Here is a 16,558-nt window from a genome sequence, read left to right on the forward strand (position 1 = left end):
CTCCTTTATTTTTTAGCGTTAACTAATTGCTGTTGTAATTCATATAAAATATTAATGGCCTGCATTGGTGATGTGCCTAGAATATTCACCTTCTCCAAGCTTTTCAAGACATCTGCCTCAGCTGAAGGCAACGCTGCTTCTTCTGTAAAGAGCGACATTTGTACAGGTTGTTCAACTACTTCTTGGGACACAGGAATTTCTTTACCTGCCTCAAAGTTTTCGAGCAATATACGTGCTCTCTCTAAAATTTCCTCTGGTAATTGTGCTAGCTGGGCTACATGAATACCATATGATTTATCTGCCGCCCCCTTTTTCACCTTGTGTAAAAAGACAACTGTTCCATTCTTTTCAGTGGCAGATACATGCACATTTTGTAAGCGAGGTAACTCTTTTTCTAAAGCTGTCAATTCATGATAATGTGTAGAGAAAAGTGTATTTGCGCCGATTTTGTCATGAATATATTCCATCATAGATTGCGCAAGACTCATACCATCATATGTGGATGTTCCACGACCAATTTCATCAAACAGCATTAAGCTATTTTGAGTTGCATGCATAATTGCATGCTGTGATTCTAGCATTTCTACCATAAATGTTGATTGTCCTGCAGCTAAATCATCCGCTGCACCAATCCGTGTAAAAATTTGATCTGTAATTGGTAATCTTGCCTTTTCCGCTGGCACATAGCATCCCATTTGTGCCATCACAACAATGAGTGCAACTTGGCGCATATACGTACTTTTACCAGACATATTGGGCCCCGTAATGAGCATCATGTTGTGATTTTCTTCGAGCACACAATCATTCGGTACATACATTTGCTTATTGAGCATTTTCTCTACAACGGGGTGTCGTCCTTCAATAATTTCAAGCGCACGTCCCGCATGAAATTCGGGCTTCGTAAAACGATATTTTTCAGAAACGCTTGCAAAGCTAAGCAATACATCTAATTCACTAATGCTCGCTGCTAACGCTTGTACACGTGGAATGAATGATTTTAATTGTTCACGTATTTCAACGAATAGGTTGTACTCCAATGCCAAGCTTTCTTCCTCGGCATTCAAAATAAGTGACTCTTTTTCTTTCAGTTCCTGCGTAATATAACGTTCCGCATTTGCGAGTGTTTGTTTACGTTCATAGCGTGTTAAATCTGCCAAATGGATATTAGATTTTGTAATTTCGATATAATAGCCAAAAATACGGTTATAGCCTATTTTCAAGTTTTTAATGCCCGTTTTTGCACGTTCCGCTTGTTCTAACTGGGCTATCCAGTCCTTGCCATTGCGAGACGCATAACGCAGTTCATCTAATCGTTCATTATAGCCATCTCGGATAACATCACCTTCTTTAATAGTGATTGGTGGGTTATCTGTAATAGCAAGTGCCAATAAAGCCTCAACGTCAGCACATGTATCGAGTGCTGCACCTAACTTGTGCAATGTTTCTTTATTTGCTCCAATTAGCTGTTGTTGAATAACTGGAACTTGTCGTAATGAATCGCGAAGCTGTGCTAAATCGCGTCCGCCTACATTGCCAAACGCCACACGACCAGCTAAACGTTCTAAATCATATACTTGTTTTAGAGAAATTTGTAATTCTGATCTTACAAAATATTCTTCTAACAAATCACTAACCATCGCAAGTCTATCCTCAATAGCTGAGCGTGATGCTAACGGTTGATGTAGCCACTGCTTCAGCTTACGCCCACCCATCGCTGTAACAGTGTCATCTAATAGCCATAACAATGTACCTTTTTGGTCGCCGCCACGAATGGACTGAATCAGTTCTAAGTTTCGCTTTGAGCTAGAATCGATGCGTAGATAGTTTTTCATTTCATTAAAGGTAAACGCTTGAATATGAGAAAGTGAACGCATTTGTGTCTTATCGATATAATGAAGCAAACGAAGGCAAGCTAACTGTATAGTTGCTGGAACAGCTTCTAAATAGGTCACCGCTTTGTCCATCGCCATTTCATCTTCTTCAACGGATAGGACAATGCCAACATTCATTGCATGTTCTGCCAACAAAAGCTGTAAGCTCTCTGTTACGATTAATTCTCGAATACCATATGCCTGCATCTGCATCAGAAGTGCCTTGCCATCCCCTTCAATTGTTGACGCTATTGCTTCACCTGTAGATAGATCCAAGTAGGCATAGCCAAATGTCGTGGCATCCAATTGTTCTGCTGCGCCTATAAAATGATTGGTTTTACCATCTAGCGCCTTACCTTCCATAATAGTACCTGGCGTAATAAGTTGGACTACTTCACGTTTGACTACACCTTTTGCTTGCTTAGGATCTTCCGTTTGCTCACAAATTGCAACCTTATAGCCTTTTTGCACAAGTGTTTCAATATAATTTTTTGCCGAGTGATGTGGTACCCCACACATTGGAATACGCTCCTTAGCGCCTGCATCTCGACTCGTTAATGTAATTTCTAAAATTTGTGATGCATTAATTGCATCTTCAAAAAACATTTCGTAAAAGTCACCTAATCTAAAAAATAAAAAGGCATCCTTATAATCTTCTTTTACTTGCAAATATTGTTGCATCATTGGTGTATAAGTTGTCATTTAAAAATTCCCTCGCTCTTGCCATTTAAATCAAATACGCATTGGCATATTTGCGTTTAGATAAATTTTGTATTGTGCTATGGGTATGTACACTTGTAGTTACGTTAGCAATTGCTACTTAGAGCGATAAATCTAGGCTAACATATTAACGCCTTCTAAAGGCTGAACTATCCATTGAGTGCTTCTTCCCCTAATCGTTATATTTATTATAACAAAAGATACATGCGAAACGCTTATTTCACCTTTGTAAAGATGCTAGCATTTCGCATGTATCAAAAAATATTATCTTGTATATTATCTTGGACGTTCGTCAGGAAACGATGAGGACTCTAAAACGAATCTTCCTTCACTACTTGAGCTAGAAGAACTGGAACTAGAGCTTGATGATGAAGATGATGAAGATGAACTTTCATCATTAAAATTCCATTCCTCTTCGAAATCTAGCGGATGTACACTAATACAAATTGTCATTTCACCCATTACTTCAACGACAGTCTCACGTTCTACTACAATTTCAAATTTTGTTCCACATGGAGAAATTACCGCTTCCATGCAATTTGGTTCTTGTATTACACGCACACGGACATCATCGCCAACTGTTACTTCGCCATCTCTAAAATTAAGCTTTACTTTGTCTTTATAGTGAACCGTTTCTGAAAACACTGCTGTTTTCGAATGATTACTATAAGCATACCATACATTGACATCAAACTTTCCTGACACTTCTACAAATTTACCGACTTTTTTTGCTGAACAAGTATGGTTAATTACCCAGCAACCGAGAATACTCGTCGGTTTATTTGTTGGACATAACGTTACACGTTCTTCCGTTCTCTTCTTCCCTTTGGCAACTACTGCTTTCGTCACGATTTGTCGTAAACGTTTCAGCGCAATTCCTCCTTCGACTCTTTTCACTCCATCATATGCAGGTAGCGCCCATTGGGTGAACATATTTCATAGAATCGAATTGACTTCCTTTATACATTTTTGCATTCAACAGCTTTAGTAGAGGCTTTCATTATGTGTAAACCCCTTGCTAAATTACGCCATAAAAATAGCCCGAATGCAGTCATTCGGGCTGTTTCTTCTATTATTTATTTATGAACAGCTACCTGGTTGAGAATTTTGTACATAAGAGCCAGTTTCACCACGTAACACATCGCCACCTGTTGAACGCACAATTTCATTTGTAACGTTATTGGCAATTGTGTTCGACACTAATTGTAATAAGTCATTCACATCACCTTGTGATTCTTTAAATTGCTGCACGACAGGAATGGCATTAATTTCTTCTTCGATTTTTTCTATTTTGTCTTCGATCATTTTTAATGCTTTTTCTTTACCTAAGTGCTGGAAGTTTACTGCTTGTTTTTGCAAGCTTTTTAAACTAGCAATACGTTCACGAACAAGTTGATTTTCATTAATTTGTGCTTCAGCTTTTTTAAAAAAATCAACTTCCGGTGTATTCGCAATCATATGCGCAATTTCATGGGATTTTTTAATTAAATCTTCTTTTGTATACAATACTTGTGTCATTTACGCTTCCACCTTTTCATTTTTTACTACTTCCACAAAATCTCCTGTTAATGAATAAGAAGTAGCCTCCGTTATTTTCACTTTCACTAACTGCCCAATCAACGCTGTTGGTGCTTTAAAATTCACTAGGCGATTTTTACGCGTATAGCCGGCAAGTACGTCATCACGACGTTTACTTGTTCCTTCCACTAACACTTCTACGATTTCACCTTTCAAGCCTTCAAGCGCTTTTCTAGAATATTCTTGTACGACTGCATTTAAACGATGTAGACGCTCTTTTTTCACTTCTTCTGGTACATTGTCAACCATCTTCGCTGCTGGCGTACCTTCTCGAGGAGAGTAAATATACGTAAAGGCCATTTCAAAGCCTACTTCACGGTATAGTGATATCGTCTCTTCAAATTGCTCCTCTGTTTCGTTTGGATAACCGACAATAATATCCGTTGTTAACGTCACACCTGGAATTGCAGCTTTAATCTTATCTACTAGGCTAAGGAAATGCTCACGACTATATTTACGAGCCATAATTTTTAACACATCATTTGAACCCGATTGTACTGGTAAATGAATATGTTCAACTAAGTTCCCACCTTTTGCTAGCACTTCAATTAAATAATCATCGAAATCACGAGGGTGACTTGTTGTAAAGCGAATACGCGGAATATCAATTTTTCGCAATTCATCCATTAAGTCACCTAAGCGGTAATCAAGGTCCTCAAAGTCTTTCCCGTAAGCGTTGACATTTTGGCCAAGGAGCATAATTTCTTTATAGCCCGCCGCTGCTAGCTCACGAACTTCAGCAATGATTTCCTCGGGACGTCGACTACGTTCTTTCCCACGCGTATATGGCACGATACAATACGTACAAAACTTGTCACAGCCGTACATTATATTGACCCAGGCTTTAATGGAACCTAAACGTTTTTTCGGCAAGTTTTCAATAACGTCGCCCTCTTTAGACCAAACCTCTACAACCATTTCCTTCGACATGTATGCTTCTTTTAAAATATTTGGCAAACGGTGTATATTGTGTGTGCCAAATACCATATCGACGTGTGGATACGTTTTTAAAATTTTATTAACTACAGATTCTTCTTGCGACATACAGCCACATACACCAATTAGCATTTCTGGATTTTTACGTTTATATTTTAGCAGGAAACCAAGCTCTCCAAATACTTTGTTCTCTGCATTTTCACGGATTGCACATGTATTGAGTAGCACCACATCTGCTTCCTCGATAATCTCTGTTGAAGTATAACCGAGCTGCATAAATATCCCAGCCATCACTTCTGTATCGTGCTCATTCATTTGGCAGCCATATGTACGGATATAGAAAGTCCGTCCCTCGCCCATGCCAGCAAATTGTTCGGCTATTTGGAAGTCTTTATGGTATTTCACTTCTTCTTTGCCGCGTTTTTTTGCATCTTTTAATGAAGGTGCAGTAAAGACCTTCTCAAAATATTTACTATAATCCTTTTCAGGCTTGTCTTCTTTTTTTGGTTGATTGACTTGTTGACTGGTTAATCGTTGTTCCTCATTCATTGCAGGTCAGGTAACTCCTTTCAAACGAAATCCGTGCATTCGAATTCCCATTTTACTATTATACTGAATGATTACTACTTCCTACAAGGTTTGTGTACTAAATGTCGTGGTTTCGACTTAAATACACTTCTTATTAAAAAAATTCCGTCGTTCTTGTCTATTGCTTCATAATAAACAAGGAGGCTGGGACAAAAGAGAAAAAGTGTTAGATTGACAGTAATCAATCTAACACTTTTTTGCAATGTCGTTGTTGTCCACTACGGCGGTGCTTTCCGCGGGCACATTCGTAAGTCGCAACCCCCGCTATCGCGTGGTCTGTTGCGTCTTATGCTGCGTGCATTCCCGCAGGAGTCACCCCCTTCGCTGCCAACAACAAGTATAACTGTTTAAATGCATGATACTTAACATAGATACCTAGCAAAAATCACCGATGACATTATCAACGGTGATTTTTGTTATAACTCTATATATTTTTTTGTGCGTTGATCGAACCCTACTAGGTGTTGAACGCCTAAGCTCTTTAGCAAATCAGTATTGGCAAACGTATATTTTCCTAAATCATCAGGGAAATGGGCGTCTGAAGAAACGGTAAATTCTACACCTCGTTGCACTAAAATCTGCAAAAACAATGGACCTGGGCACATTTCTTGGACGGGATAGCGATAATATAACCCTGCATTAATTTCCGTAGCCGTTTGTGTGTTAACAAGCGCTCGTGCGATTTGTTCATACCATAAAAGATTAAACGCCTCATCCTCAACATGATAATGAAAAACTTTAAAATTATCTAAGTGAGCCACAAAATCAAACATGTTAGACTGTATCATTTGCACGACCGTTGAAAAAAACTGCGTATAGTTTTTTTGCAATGTTGTTTGATCCATATTAGCAAATAAATGCTCTGTCTGTGGATTATCAAAGCCCCAGCCATCTACAAAATGTACAGAGCCAATTACATAATCCCAAGGGTGTCCTTCTAGTAGCGATGCCAATTGTGACTCGCCACCTACAAAGTAATCCGCTTCAATGCCTAGCTTTAACTCGACACCATGCTGACGCCATTTTTTCTTCGCCTGTGCTATCGCTAATACGAAATCGTCCATATTTTCAGTCATCACACTATCTAGCCAGTATCGTTGCAGTCGACCGATTTCTTGTGAATCATCTAATTGCATATATTGTTCAAAATAGGAGCGAGCCTCATGAAAGCGATACAAATGATCGACAATACCAACCTCTCGTAAACCAAGTTGTTTTGCCTTTTGTAAATATAGGTCAAGCCATTCTTCACTATAACAGCCATTATGCAATCGACTAGCCAATGCTGACACTTGCCATTCAACCAACGCTTTGGAACCTTTAGTAGCACTTCTAGGCTCATGAAAATGCGATATCGCGCGAGATGTTCGCTCCAGCCAACGGAAAGAATAAGGCCCCTCCTCTAAATGCACATGGTAATCAATTGTCATTAACTTTTCCCTCCACTACATACTGTCCACTGTTCTTCGTATACTTGCCAGTCTTCTGGGCAAGCAATATCACACATTATTTCCGTACATTGTGCTAAATGACAGATTTGATAAAATGAATGGCCATTAATTTTTGATGCATCTGCTAATAATATTGTCTTTTTACTTTGCTGTAGCATCTTTTGGGAAATCAGTGATTCATCTAAATCATAGTCATACACAATGCCATCCTTCATGCCACCGCAAGATAAAAACGCTTTGTCGAAGTTCATATTGCCTAACCATTCTAATGTCATTGCACCAGCAACCGAAGCTTGTCTAGGGTTTGTTGTTCCACCTAATAAAATAACTTTCCCTGTCATCCGTCTTTCTTCAATGGCGAGATTAAATTGTGCAGCAGCGGCAATGGAATGAGTAACAACAGTAATATCATCCACTGCCATTAAGTAATCTGCAATGTGCACTGTCGTCGTCCCTGTATCAACTGCAATCGTATCCCCATCACATATGCGCATCGCAGCCTGCCGAGCAATGATACACTTTGCCTCTTTTTGCATTTGTAATTTCCGTAAAAATGCAGGTTCTGTTCGAACATTTGTATACTTAATTGCTCCACCATGCACTCTCGTCAATAGATGTTGCAGCTCTAGCTCATCCAAATCCCGACGAACAGTTTCAGGTGCTACGAACAATGCTTCTGCGATATTTGCCACAATGATTTTTCCATCGAGCTCTAATTGCTTTAATATAAATTCAAACCGTTCAATTTTAGCATACGTCATGATAGTGCAATCACATCTTCCTTCGCCACGTAACACTTATAGTTTTTACCTAGTTCAAGCGTTTGCCCCCGCTGATGTAACTGTTCCATTGTAAATGTACAGTCGCCTTCTAAAGTTGTACGAATGATGTTACCACTCATTAACGACTGTGTCGCTACACCTAAAAGACAAAAGTCTCCATCCTTCATCTCGACATGAACAGCTTCTGGTCGAATGGCAAACTTCCCACTATTACCAGGCAATTTCGTTCCAATCATCGTCTCTAACACTTGTCGTGGAAAAACATTATAATGACCAATGAAATTTGCAATAAATTCACTTTTCGGATTCGTATAAATTTCTGTCGGTGTGCCGCTTTGCGCAATTTCCCCATTGCTCATAACAAATATTTTGTCTGATACAGCCATAGCTTCATCCTGATCATGGGTTACTAAAATCATTGTCATCCCAAGCTGTCGTTGGATTGCACGTAAATCGCTCTGTAATTTTTTGCGTATTTGCGCATCAAGCGCACTTAGTGGCTCATCTAAAAGCAACACTTTAGGTCGTACAATGAGTGCGCGTGCAAGCGCTACTCGTTGCTGTTGACCACCAGACAATTCCTTTGGATATGCATTCGCCTTTTCTGTCAAATGCACGATCGCTAGAATTTCCTGCACCCGATGCTCCACTTCTGCATTATTTATTTTTTGCATTCGCAAGCCAAACGCAATATTTTCTTTGACGGTCATGTTCGGAAATAGTGCGTAGGATTGAAATACCATCCCGACCTGGCGCTCTTTCGGCTGGATGCCGCCCATATTTTTTCCTTCAATTTGTATTTTTCCTGCTGTTGCATCCGTTAGGCCCGCAACAATTCTTAAAATAGTACTTTTCCCACAGCCACTTGGCCCTAAAAGTGTAATAAATTGACCTTTTTCAATTGTCATTTCGATATTTGATAAGACAGTTGTTTGTTCATATTTTTTATGAAGTCCTTCAATTACAATATAGCTCATACATTTGTCGCACCTTTCGAACGATTCGTTAATATCGCAATAGCGAAAGTTAATAAGCCCATTAGAACGATATAAATAAAGACAACCGCACTGGCAATATGACCACTCGTACTTAGCTTTTTCATTAAATAAATTTGTACAGTTTCAAAGCGCGAGCCGACTACTAAATTAATTAGTACAAATTCTCCGAAAAGCACTGAAAACGATAATAATGCGCCAGCAAACAAGCCCGGATAAACGGTTGGTAACAGTATTTTTGTAAATGCCTGCGTTTTAGTTGCACCTAATAATTGTGCTGCGTCTAACAGTTGCTTTGCATCTACATTACGCAAGCTATTGCGCGTCCCTTGATATATATATGGCAAAATACCAATCACATAGGCGCCCAATACAACTAAAATCATCGGTACACCTATTGTTGAATATACGCGGATCAATCCAACGGCTAAAATTATTCCCGGAAATGAATACACCATAACGACTGCCACTTGAATCCATTTTTCATACTTTGGAAAATATAAAACAATGACAAATATCGCAGGCACAATGACGAATAATGCAATGGCGACTGCACCACCAGAAAGCAAGACCGAACGTCCAAATGCCTGCATAAATGCTGCATCCTGGAACAGTGTAGCAAGCCACTTAAATGTCAATCCCTCGGGAAAAATTGTTTTATGCCACTTGGATGAAAAGGCATAAAGCATTGTCGCTACTATCGGCAATAGCAAATACAACATTAAAAGGAGGAAAACGCTATTAGCAAAATTTCTTTTTTTCATTACAATTTCCCCCTTGTTTTCTTTATGCTCCATTCACTTATTAGCATTGCGGTCACCATCGTTACTGCCAGCAATACTGCAATGGCACTTGCCAACTCGGGTTGAGCAAAAATATCTCCCTTAATCAGTGCTCCAATTCGTATAGCAACTAAATTATAATTACTACTAGTTAAGGCGTATGCAGATGCATAAGCACCCATTGCATTGGCAAATAACACGCTAAAGGTTCCAACAATACCTGGTAACATAACGGGAATACCAATTTTTATCCAAAATTGAAAAGTCGATGCACCTAAAAGCGCAGCCGCTTCCTTCCATTGCTGCTGTATGCCATCATAAATCGGATACAGCAGCATTAACGCTAATGGCAGTTGAAAATAAATATAAATGAGCAATAAACCACTCCAGCTATAAAGGGAAAAGGACGATAATGCACCTATTTCCCATTTTTCAAATAGCAACGTAAATAGTCCACTATTACCAAGCAAGACAATAAACGCAAAAGCTAAAGGAATACCTGAAAAATTTGAAGTTAAATTTGTTATTATTAAAATTTTCTCCCGTACAGGCTGCGAAAAGTGCATAATCGCATGTACTGCAAACAACGTAACGATTAGCGCAACTACTGCCGAAATGACAGATAACGTCACACTATTTTTAAATCCTTGTAAAATATAATTATTCGTTAATACGGATTTATATTGCGCTAACGTAAATCCTTCGCTATTACTAAAGCTCGTAACGAGCATGTACAGTAATGGCACTAGGAAAAATAACATTACAAGTAACAGGAAAGGTGTAAGCCAGGCAAAAGATTGCCTCTTAGATATCAAAACTACCACTTCTTTCTAACTTAAAAATGGATAAACGTTAAATCTGACATGCACGCGTCTTTATTTTTTAATTAGTTTGTTGTAATGTTTGTACACCCTCTAATAATAGTGGAACCATCTCCTCAGAAGGCTCTATATTCATTAAATGACAACAGAGAGGTGCTACTTGTAGCTGAGACACCACGCCATCTTTTATACCTGCTTTAACAGCTTGGGAAATTACAAACATAGGTACATGCCGATCCTCAGTCGTTGACCCACCATGATTGCCATCACTTGTCATCCCATGATCTGCCGTTACAATCACTTCGTACCCTTGTGCCATACATTTTGGAATAAATAGCGACAATAGTGCATCCACAGCCAATACGCGATTACGATATTGCGCTGAGTTTGCTGTAAACTTATGCCCATCATCATCTACATTCATCGGGTGAATATATAAGAAATCTGGTTGTTTTTGATCCATTAACCAAGCTGCATCCGCAAATAAATGACTATCAGGGTAATGATCTTCAAAATAGAACAAGCCATTCTCAATCGGAAGCTTTGTCTCGAATTGTAAACGGTCCTCCATATGCTGAAATGGCGAGCGATTATAAAGCTCACTGACCCAATAATAAGCTGCTGCTGCTGTAGAAAGACCATTCGTTTTCGCTAAATGAAATAAACTACTTTGTGTCGATAAGCGCACCGTCATATTACTCGTTACACCATGAACGATTGGTGGTGTGCCCGTTAAAATAGTTTCATATAAAGGTCTCGATAAAGACGGTACTTCAGAACGGACCTCGAAACGCGAAGCTATATTACGTTCTACTAAATGTTGCATAAATCCCATGTGTGTACATGCCGTATCAAATCGAAGTGCATCGATGACAATAAGAGCGACTTTTTTATTTGGCATGAATTAATACCTGCTCTTGATACATTTGTGGAATTTGCTTTGTTGTTTCTTCCCACTGCTTTTGATCATTAACTGGTTTTGCGTTTTTATACATTTCTGCTGGTAGTAATAAATCCTTTACTTCCTGAGAAAGCTTCACATTTTCACGAATTGGTCGTGCGTAACCTTTTGCTAAGTTTTCTTGTCCAGCATCCGATAAAATATATTCTCGAGTTAACATGGCAGCATAAGGATTTTTCGCATACTTATTTATTACTGTCGCATAGCCTGATGTTACAGAGCCTTCTGATGGAATTACTACATCAAAGCGCTGTTCATCAATTTGATGACGATAGCCTAATGCATTAAAGTCCCATAAGATTGCTACATCGATTTCCCCTTTTTCTAAATTAGCGACGGACGGATCTCCCTGTAAACGTCCTTGTTGCGCTAATTCCGCAAAGAAATCAATGCCCGGTTGAATATTCGATTCATCACCACCGAAAGCCATTGCCGCGGCTAATATCGCAAATTGTGCTTGGTTTGCTGTTAAAGCATCCCCTATGCTGACATGATAATCTCCATTTTTAAGATCCGCCCAAGAGGTTGGTGCATTTTTCACATTGTTTGTATCTGTTAAAAATGAAATTGTACCTGTATAGCCAACAATCCAATGGCCTTCATCATCTTTTGCCCAGTCGGGAATATCATCCCAATAAGAGGTTTTGTATGGTAATGTTAGGCCTTTATCCTTGGCAATTGGTCCAAAGGCAATTCCTACATCCCCAATATCAGCAGTAGCATCATCTTTTTCTGCTTCAAATTTTGCTAGTTCCTCTGCACTCGACATATCCGTATCCTGATGCTTGATGGCATATTCAGTATCAAGCTCTTGCCAAGTCTCTACCCAGTTTGCCCATGTATCTGGCATACCGACTGAATTAACCGTTCCTTCTTGTTTCGCTTTTTCAGTAATTTCATCAAGTGATGCATCACTATTGACCCCATTTGAATTAGAAGAACTGTCCGAGCAAGCTGCCAACATTGAAATTGCTAATGCACCGATTAAGCCTTTCTTCCATAACTTTTGAATTGCCATGAGTTGGACCCTCCATTTGTTTATGTTTATTTTTATTTGCTTACAACAGTAATCTTATAAAACAAACATTAAGCAAGTATGGATGGCTTAAAAATATTTCGTAAACATTATTGAGAGTTTATAAATATGTGTGAAGTTTTTTAAGTATTAGAGGAATTGTAAAGATGATTGTATTTTTTGAGTTGAAAAGAGGAATCCAGTTGTGTATGCACACGTTTGTTTCGTTTATCAGACGTGCACATACCCCAGATAAATCAAGTTAGTCCTAGAAAATCTGCATATGTATGCGGTTCATTTTCCTTTAAAATCGTTAAAAATGTAAAAGCAAGCTGAACAACCGACCACCATTTCATGTTATAGGCTATTTCAAAACGGCTTGGCTCTAATGAAAAAACGTCCTGAAAGATGTGAAGTGGCTCAATTTGTTCATCTTTTAAAATTGATAAGAATCCTAAAAACAAAGTATGATCTTTCACTTCAATTACTTTACCATCAACAAGAGCATCTATGTTTTCAGGCTGATGGAATTTACATTGAGTCGCAACATACCGTTCTAAATCTAGAGCACGTTGCCGTTCTTCACGTTCCTTTTTTTTCGCAATAAAATCAATGATATTATTCACGAACATCGCCTCTTTTTTTCTTTTATTGTATCATTCTTTCATATAATTTTACCCGCGCACGCCCCCTATTAATCATTGATGGATTTTCATTATTAAAAATGTAAGTTGGTTTCCGCTGTGTGTGACGCTTTCTGCTCAAATCAGCTAGAAGTATTGTTTGTGTGCCTGGCACTTAGCGTAGATACCTAGCATACTAATGGTTTCCTCAATCGTAAAAATCCACTCCGCTTTCCTTGGGCACGACGTAAGCTGTAACCGTGCTGTCGTGCGGTCTGTCTGCGTGGATTTTGACTTAGTTAACCTTAGTGGTAGTACCATGAAAATTCAAAATTGTTTGGGTGCCTGGCACTCCGCTTTCGTTGGGTGAGTTCCTGCAGGAGTCTGTGTGGATTTTGACTTAGTTAGTATAAGAATGCAAAGCTAGAAATTGTTTGGGTGCCTGGCACAACAAAAGGCATCAAGAGTGAAAAACACTTCTTGATACCTTTTATTTACATACTAAAAGCCACAATATTAAAATTGTGACTTTTTGCAATCTTATTTACATAAATTCCTGCACAAGTGCATTGAATTGATTTTCGCTCATTTGAATATCGATATCTGTTAAAGGTAGCTCAGCGTAACCAGGAACTTTTTCTTGATAAGAAGTAGTTTCTTTATCCTGATAAATAATCCCTGTAACTAAGCCTTCATTCTCCATTACAGTGCGCATTGCCATACCACGGTCAGCATTATCATAGCCTTCAATATCAACAAGCTTTGTTAAGTTTTCTTTAAACCAATCGTACGTATTTACTTTGTTGTACGTAACACATGGTGAAAATACATTGATAAATGAGAAGCCTTTATGGTTAATGCCTGCTTCAATTAAAGCTGTTAATTCTTTAATATCAGTTGAGAAGCCTTGTGCCACAAATGTAGCACCGCTTGTTAATGCTACTTCCAATGGTTTTAACGATGGCTCAATAGCACCACCTGGCGTAGATTTTGTAATAAATCCAGCAGCCGAACGTGGAGATGTTTGGCCTTTTGTTAAACCGTAAATTTGGTTATCCATTACAACATATGTGATATCGATGTTACGACGGATGGCATGAATCGTATGCCCCATACCAATCGCAAAGCCATCTCCGTCACCACCAGAAGCGATAACATTTAAATCACGGTTAGCCATTTTTAATCCTTGTGCAATCGGTAATGCACGACCATGAATGCCATGGAAACCGTATGAATTAATATAACCTGAAATACGACCTGAACAGCCGATCCCAGAAATAACTGCTAGTTCATTTGGTTCTATGCCTACGTTTGCTGCTGCACGTTGAATCGCAGCCTGTACAGAGAAGTCGCCACAACCTGGGCACCAGTTTGGTTTCACTGTATTACGAAAATCCTTAAACGTTGCCATTAGCGAGTCAACTCCTTCACTCTATTTTCTAATTCACCTGGTAAAAATGGTGTACCGTTATATTTTGTAATCATCTCAATCTTGCCGTGACCACCAATATTCATTTTCATGATGTTCGCTAATTGACCAGTGTAGTTGTTTTCTACAACGATTACTTTTTTCGCTTTCTCCACAAGAGGTGCCATATCAGCCGATGGGAATGGGTGAATTAAGCGAATATGCGCATGGTTCACCTTCATGCCTTGAGCATTTAATCGCTCTTGTACTTCTTCAATCGCTCCACGTGTTGAGTTAAAGCCTACTAATAAAACGTCCGCTTCTTCATGTGGCGCATTTTTATAAACAGGTGTATCAAAATTCAATGCTTCTAGCTTACGGAAGCGTTTGTCCATTTGTGTACGACGGTTGCCAGTTGCTTCAGATGGTTTCCCTGTTTCATCATGCTCAACACCTGTCACATGATGGATACCGTTTAAATGACCTGGTAATACGCGTGGCGATATACCGTCTTCTGTATCTTCATAACGTTTGAAGTAAGCTTTATCTGCTGATGCTTCAATATCGTCTGTAACAATTTTACCACGACGAATTTCAATTTTTTTATAATCGAATGGTTCAACAGTTTGTTTACCAAGAGATAATTGTAAGTCTGTCATTAAAATAACAGGTAACTGTAGTTCCTCTGCAATATTAAACGCTTGGATTGTGTCAAAGAACGCTTCTTCCATAGTTGAAGGTGCGATTACCACTTTCGGAATTTCACCATGCGTACCATAAAGCATCGCCATTAAATCCGATTGTTCTTGTTTCGTTGGTAAACCAGTAGATGGACCGCCACGTTGTGTGTCTACAACAACTAGTGGTTGCTCTGTCATACCTGAAAGCCCGATTGCTTCCATCATTAGAGAAAGACCAGGACCTGCTGACGCTGTAAATGAACGTACACCACCAAAGTTTGCACCGATTGCCATCGTTGCTGCAGCAATCTCGTCTTCTGTTTGAATAACCGCACCACCAAATTTAGGTAATTTTTTAATGAGGTATTCCATAATTTCTGACGCAGGTGTAATCGGGTATGCCGCCATAAAGCGTGTCCCAGCAGCTAGTGCACCAAGTGCTACTGCATCATTCCCAATCATGAACATACGGCGTTTACCATCAGCTGGAGCTAATGCCCACTCCCCAATACGATCGCCTAATTGTTCATTCATCATTTCATGACCGCGTGCAATTGCTTCCATGTTTTTCTGAACAACTTCTTCACCTTTTTTGCCGAAGATGTCATCAACAACATTTTGGAACACAGCGTCTTCTAAGTTTAGAAGAGATGCAGTCGCTCCGATTGCTACCATGTTTTTCATTAACGTTGTACCAAGCTCTGCCGCCACCTCTGTAAAAGGTACAGCAAATAGTGGTGCTTTTGAATCGTCTGGTTTTACAGGATCAAATTTTGCATCGGCTAAAATAATGCCTTTTTCTGTTAGTTCTTTATAATTGACGTCGATTGTTTCTTGATCGAACGCCACTAAAATATCTAAATCATCCGCAATGGAACGTACTTCTGTTGGACGAACTGTAATTTTATTATTAGTGTGGCCACCTTTTATACGAGAAGAGAAGTGACGATAACCGTAAAGGAAATAACCTAAACGATTCATTGCCATCGAGAAAATCTCACCTGTACTCTCAATCCCTTCACCTTGCTGCCCACCGACTTTCCACGAAAGCTGATGTAACATCTCAACAACTCCTTAAATCCAATGTATACTATTATTTTTTTCCTTCATAAGTTTAACACGAAGAAACGGTCTGCACTATTGTTATTCAATGAATTGGGCGAAATTCAGACCTTTGACTGAAAATGTTGTTCAAAAAGTTGTAATTTTCAAATCAATTAAGTATAAAAAATTAACTTGCTGATTTCAAGTGCATGAATGGACATTTATTTTTGGATTTAGGCAATGCTAAATGCATAATAACGGCTTCGTATAACGTAAAAATCCACTTCGCTTTCCGCGGGCACG

The 16,558-nt window shown here is 39.0% G+C and carries 14 protein-coding genes; all 14 read right to left on the bottom strand.

Annotated features, from left to right (window positions below; translation table 11 throughout):
• Positions 1 to 5 precede the first annotated feature (5 nt).
• Entirely contained in the window at positions 6 to 2,573 is a 2,568-nt protein-coding gene (mutS, locus tag ACIP9G_RS14290) for a DNA mismatch repair protein MutS (RefSeq protein WP_401020268.1), read from the bottom strand.
• A gap of 294 nt (positions 2,574 to 2,867) precedes the next feature.
• The gene (cotE, locus tag ACIP9G_RS14295) at positions 2,868 to 3,524 is read right to left on the bottom strand and encodes an outer spore coat protein CotE (RefSeq protein ID WP_340825727.1); all 657 of its coding nucleotides are present in this window, start codon (positions 3,522 to 3,524) and stop codon (positions 2,868 to 2,870) included.
• Positions 3,525 to 3,671: 147 nt separating this feature from the next.
• Complete coding sequence (locus ACIP9G_RS14300) at positions 3,672 to 4,109, bottom strand: YlbF/YmcA family competence regulator (RefSeq protein ID WP_340825728.1); 438 nt, start codon at positions 4,107 to 4,109, stop codon at positions 3,672 to 3,674.
• Positions 4,110 to 5,654: a tRNA (N6-isopentenyl adenosine(37)-C2)-methylthiotransferase MiaB gene (gene miaB / locus ACIP9G_RS14305; RefSeq protein ID WP_401020271.1), complete on the bottom strand. Its 1,545-nt coding sequence runs from the start codon at positions 5,652 to 5,654 to the stop codon at positions 4,110 to 4,112. It lies immediately after the preceding gene.
• 455 nt (positions 5,655 to 6,109) lie between these two features.
• Positions 6,110 to 7,123, bottom strand: a complete 1,014-nt coding sequence (locus ACIP9G_RS14310) for a histidinol phosphate phosphatase domain-containing protein (protein ID WP_401020274.1) — start codon at positions 7,121 to 7,123, stop codon at positions 6,110 to 6,112.
• A complete protein-coding gene (locus ACIP9G_RS14315) occupies positions 7,123 to 7,905 on the bottom strand; it encodes a DeoR/GlpR family DNA-binding transcription regulator (RefSeq protein ID WP_401020276.1) in 783 nt (260 codons plus the stop codon). The genes ACIP9G_RS14310 and ACIP9G_RS14315 overlap by 1 nt, the downstream gene beginning before the upstream one ends.
• A complete protein-coding gene (locus ACIP9G_RS14320; RefSeq protein WP_401020278.1) occupies positions 7,902 to 8,903 on the bottom strand; it encodes an ABC transporter ATP-binding protein in 1,002 nt (333 codons plus the stop codon). Before ACIP9G_RS14320 ends, ACIP9G_RS14315 begins: the two co-directional genes overlap by 4 nt.
• Positions 8,900 to 9,685 carry an ABC transporter permease gene (locus tag ACIP9G_RS14325; RefSeq protein WP_401020280.1) on the bottom strand — a complete coding sequence of 262 codons (786 nt, stop codon included), beginning with the start codon at positions 9,683 to 9,685 and terminating at the stop codon, positions 8,900 to 8,902. Before ACIP9G_RS14325 ends, ACIP9G_RS14320 begins: the two co-directional genes overlap by 4 nt.
• Entirely contained in the window at positions 9,685 to 10,527 is an 843-nt protein-coding gene (locus ACIP9G_RS14330) for an ABC transporter permease (RefSeq protein WP_340825734.1), read from the bottom strand. The genes ACIP9G_RS14325 and ACIP9G_RS14330 overlap by 1 nt, the downstream gene beginning before the upstream one ends.
• A 58-nt stretch (positions 10,528 to 10,585) precedes the next feature.
• Positions 10,586 to 11,425, bottom strand: coding sequence for an alkaline phosphatase family protein (locus tag ACIP9G_RS14335; protein ID WP_401020284.1), 840 nt, complete (start codon positions 11,423 to 11,425; stop codon positions 10,586 to 10,588).
• Positions 11,415 to 12,503: an ABC transporter substrate-binding protein gene (locus tag ACIP9G_RS14340; RefSeq protein ID WP_401020286.1), complete on the bottom strand. Its 1,089-nt coding sequence runs from the start codon at positions 12,501 to 12,503 to the stop codon at positions 11,415 to 11,417. The genes ACIP9G_RS14335 and ACIP9G_RS14340 overlap by 11 nt, the downstream gene beginning before the upstream one ends.
• A 254-nt stretch (positions 12,504 to 12,757) precedes the next feature.
• Entirely contained in the window at positions 12,758 to 13,132 is a 375-nt protein-coding gene (locus ACIP9G_RS14345) for a 2-oxoglutarate ferredoxin oxidoreductase subunit beta (RefSeq protein ID WP_340825738.1), read from the bottom strand.
• A 535-nt stretch (positions 13,133 to 13,667) separates the two neighbouring features.
• Entirely contained in the window at positions 13,668 to 14,534 is an 867-nt protein-coding gene (locus ACIP9G_RS14350; RefSeq protein WP_340825739.1) for a 2-oxoacid:ferredoxin oxidoreductase subunit beta, read from the bottom strand.
• Positions 14,534 to 16,273, bottom strand: a complete 1,740-nt coding sequence (locus ACIP9G_RS14355; RefSeq protein WP_401020289.1) for a 2-oxoacid:acceptor oxidoreductase subunit alpha — start codon at positions 16,271 to 16,273, stop codon at positions 14,534 to 14,536. Before ACIP9G_RS14355 ends, ACIP9G_RS14350 begins: the two co-directional genes overlap by 1 nt.
• Positions 16,274 to 16,558 lie beyond the last annotated feature (285 nt).

The sequence above is a fragment of the Lysinibacillus sp. NPDC093197 genome (genome assembly GCF_044754025.1).
Classification (GTDB): domain Bacteria; phylum Bacillota; class Bacilli; order Bacillales_A; family Planococcaceae; genus Lysinibacillus.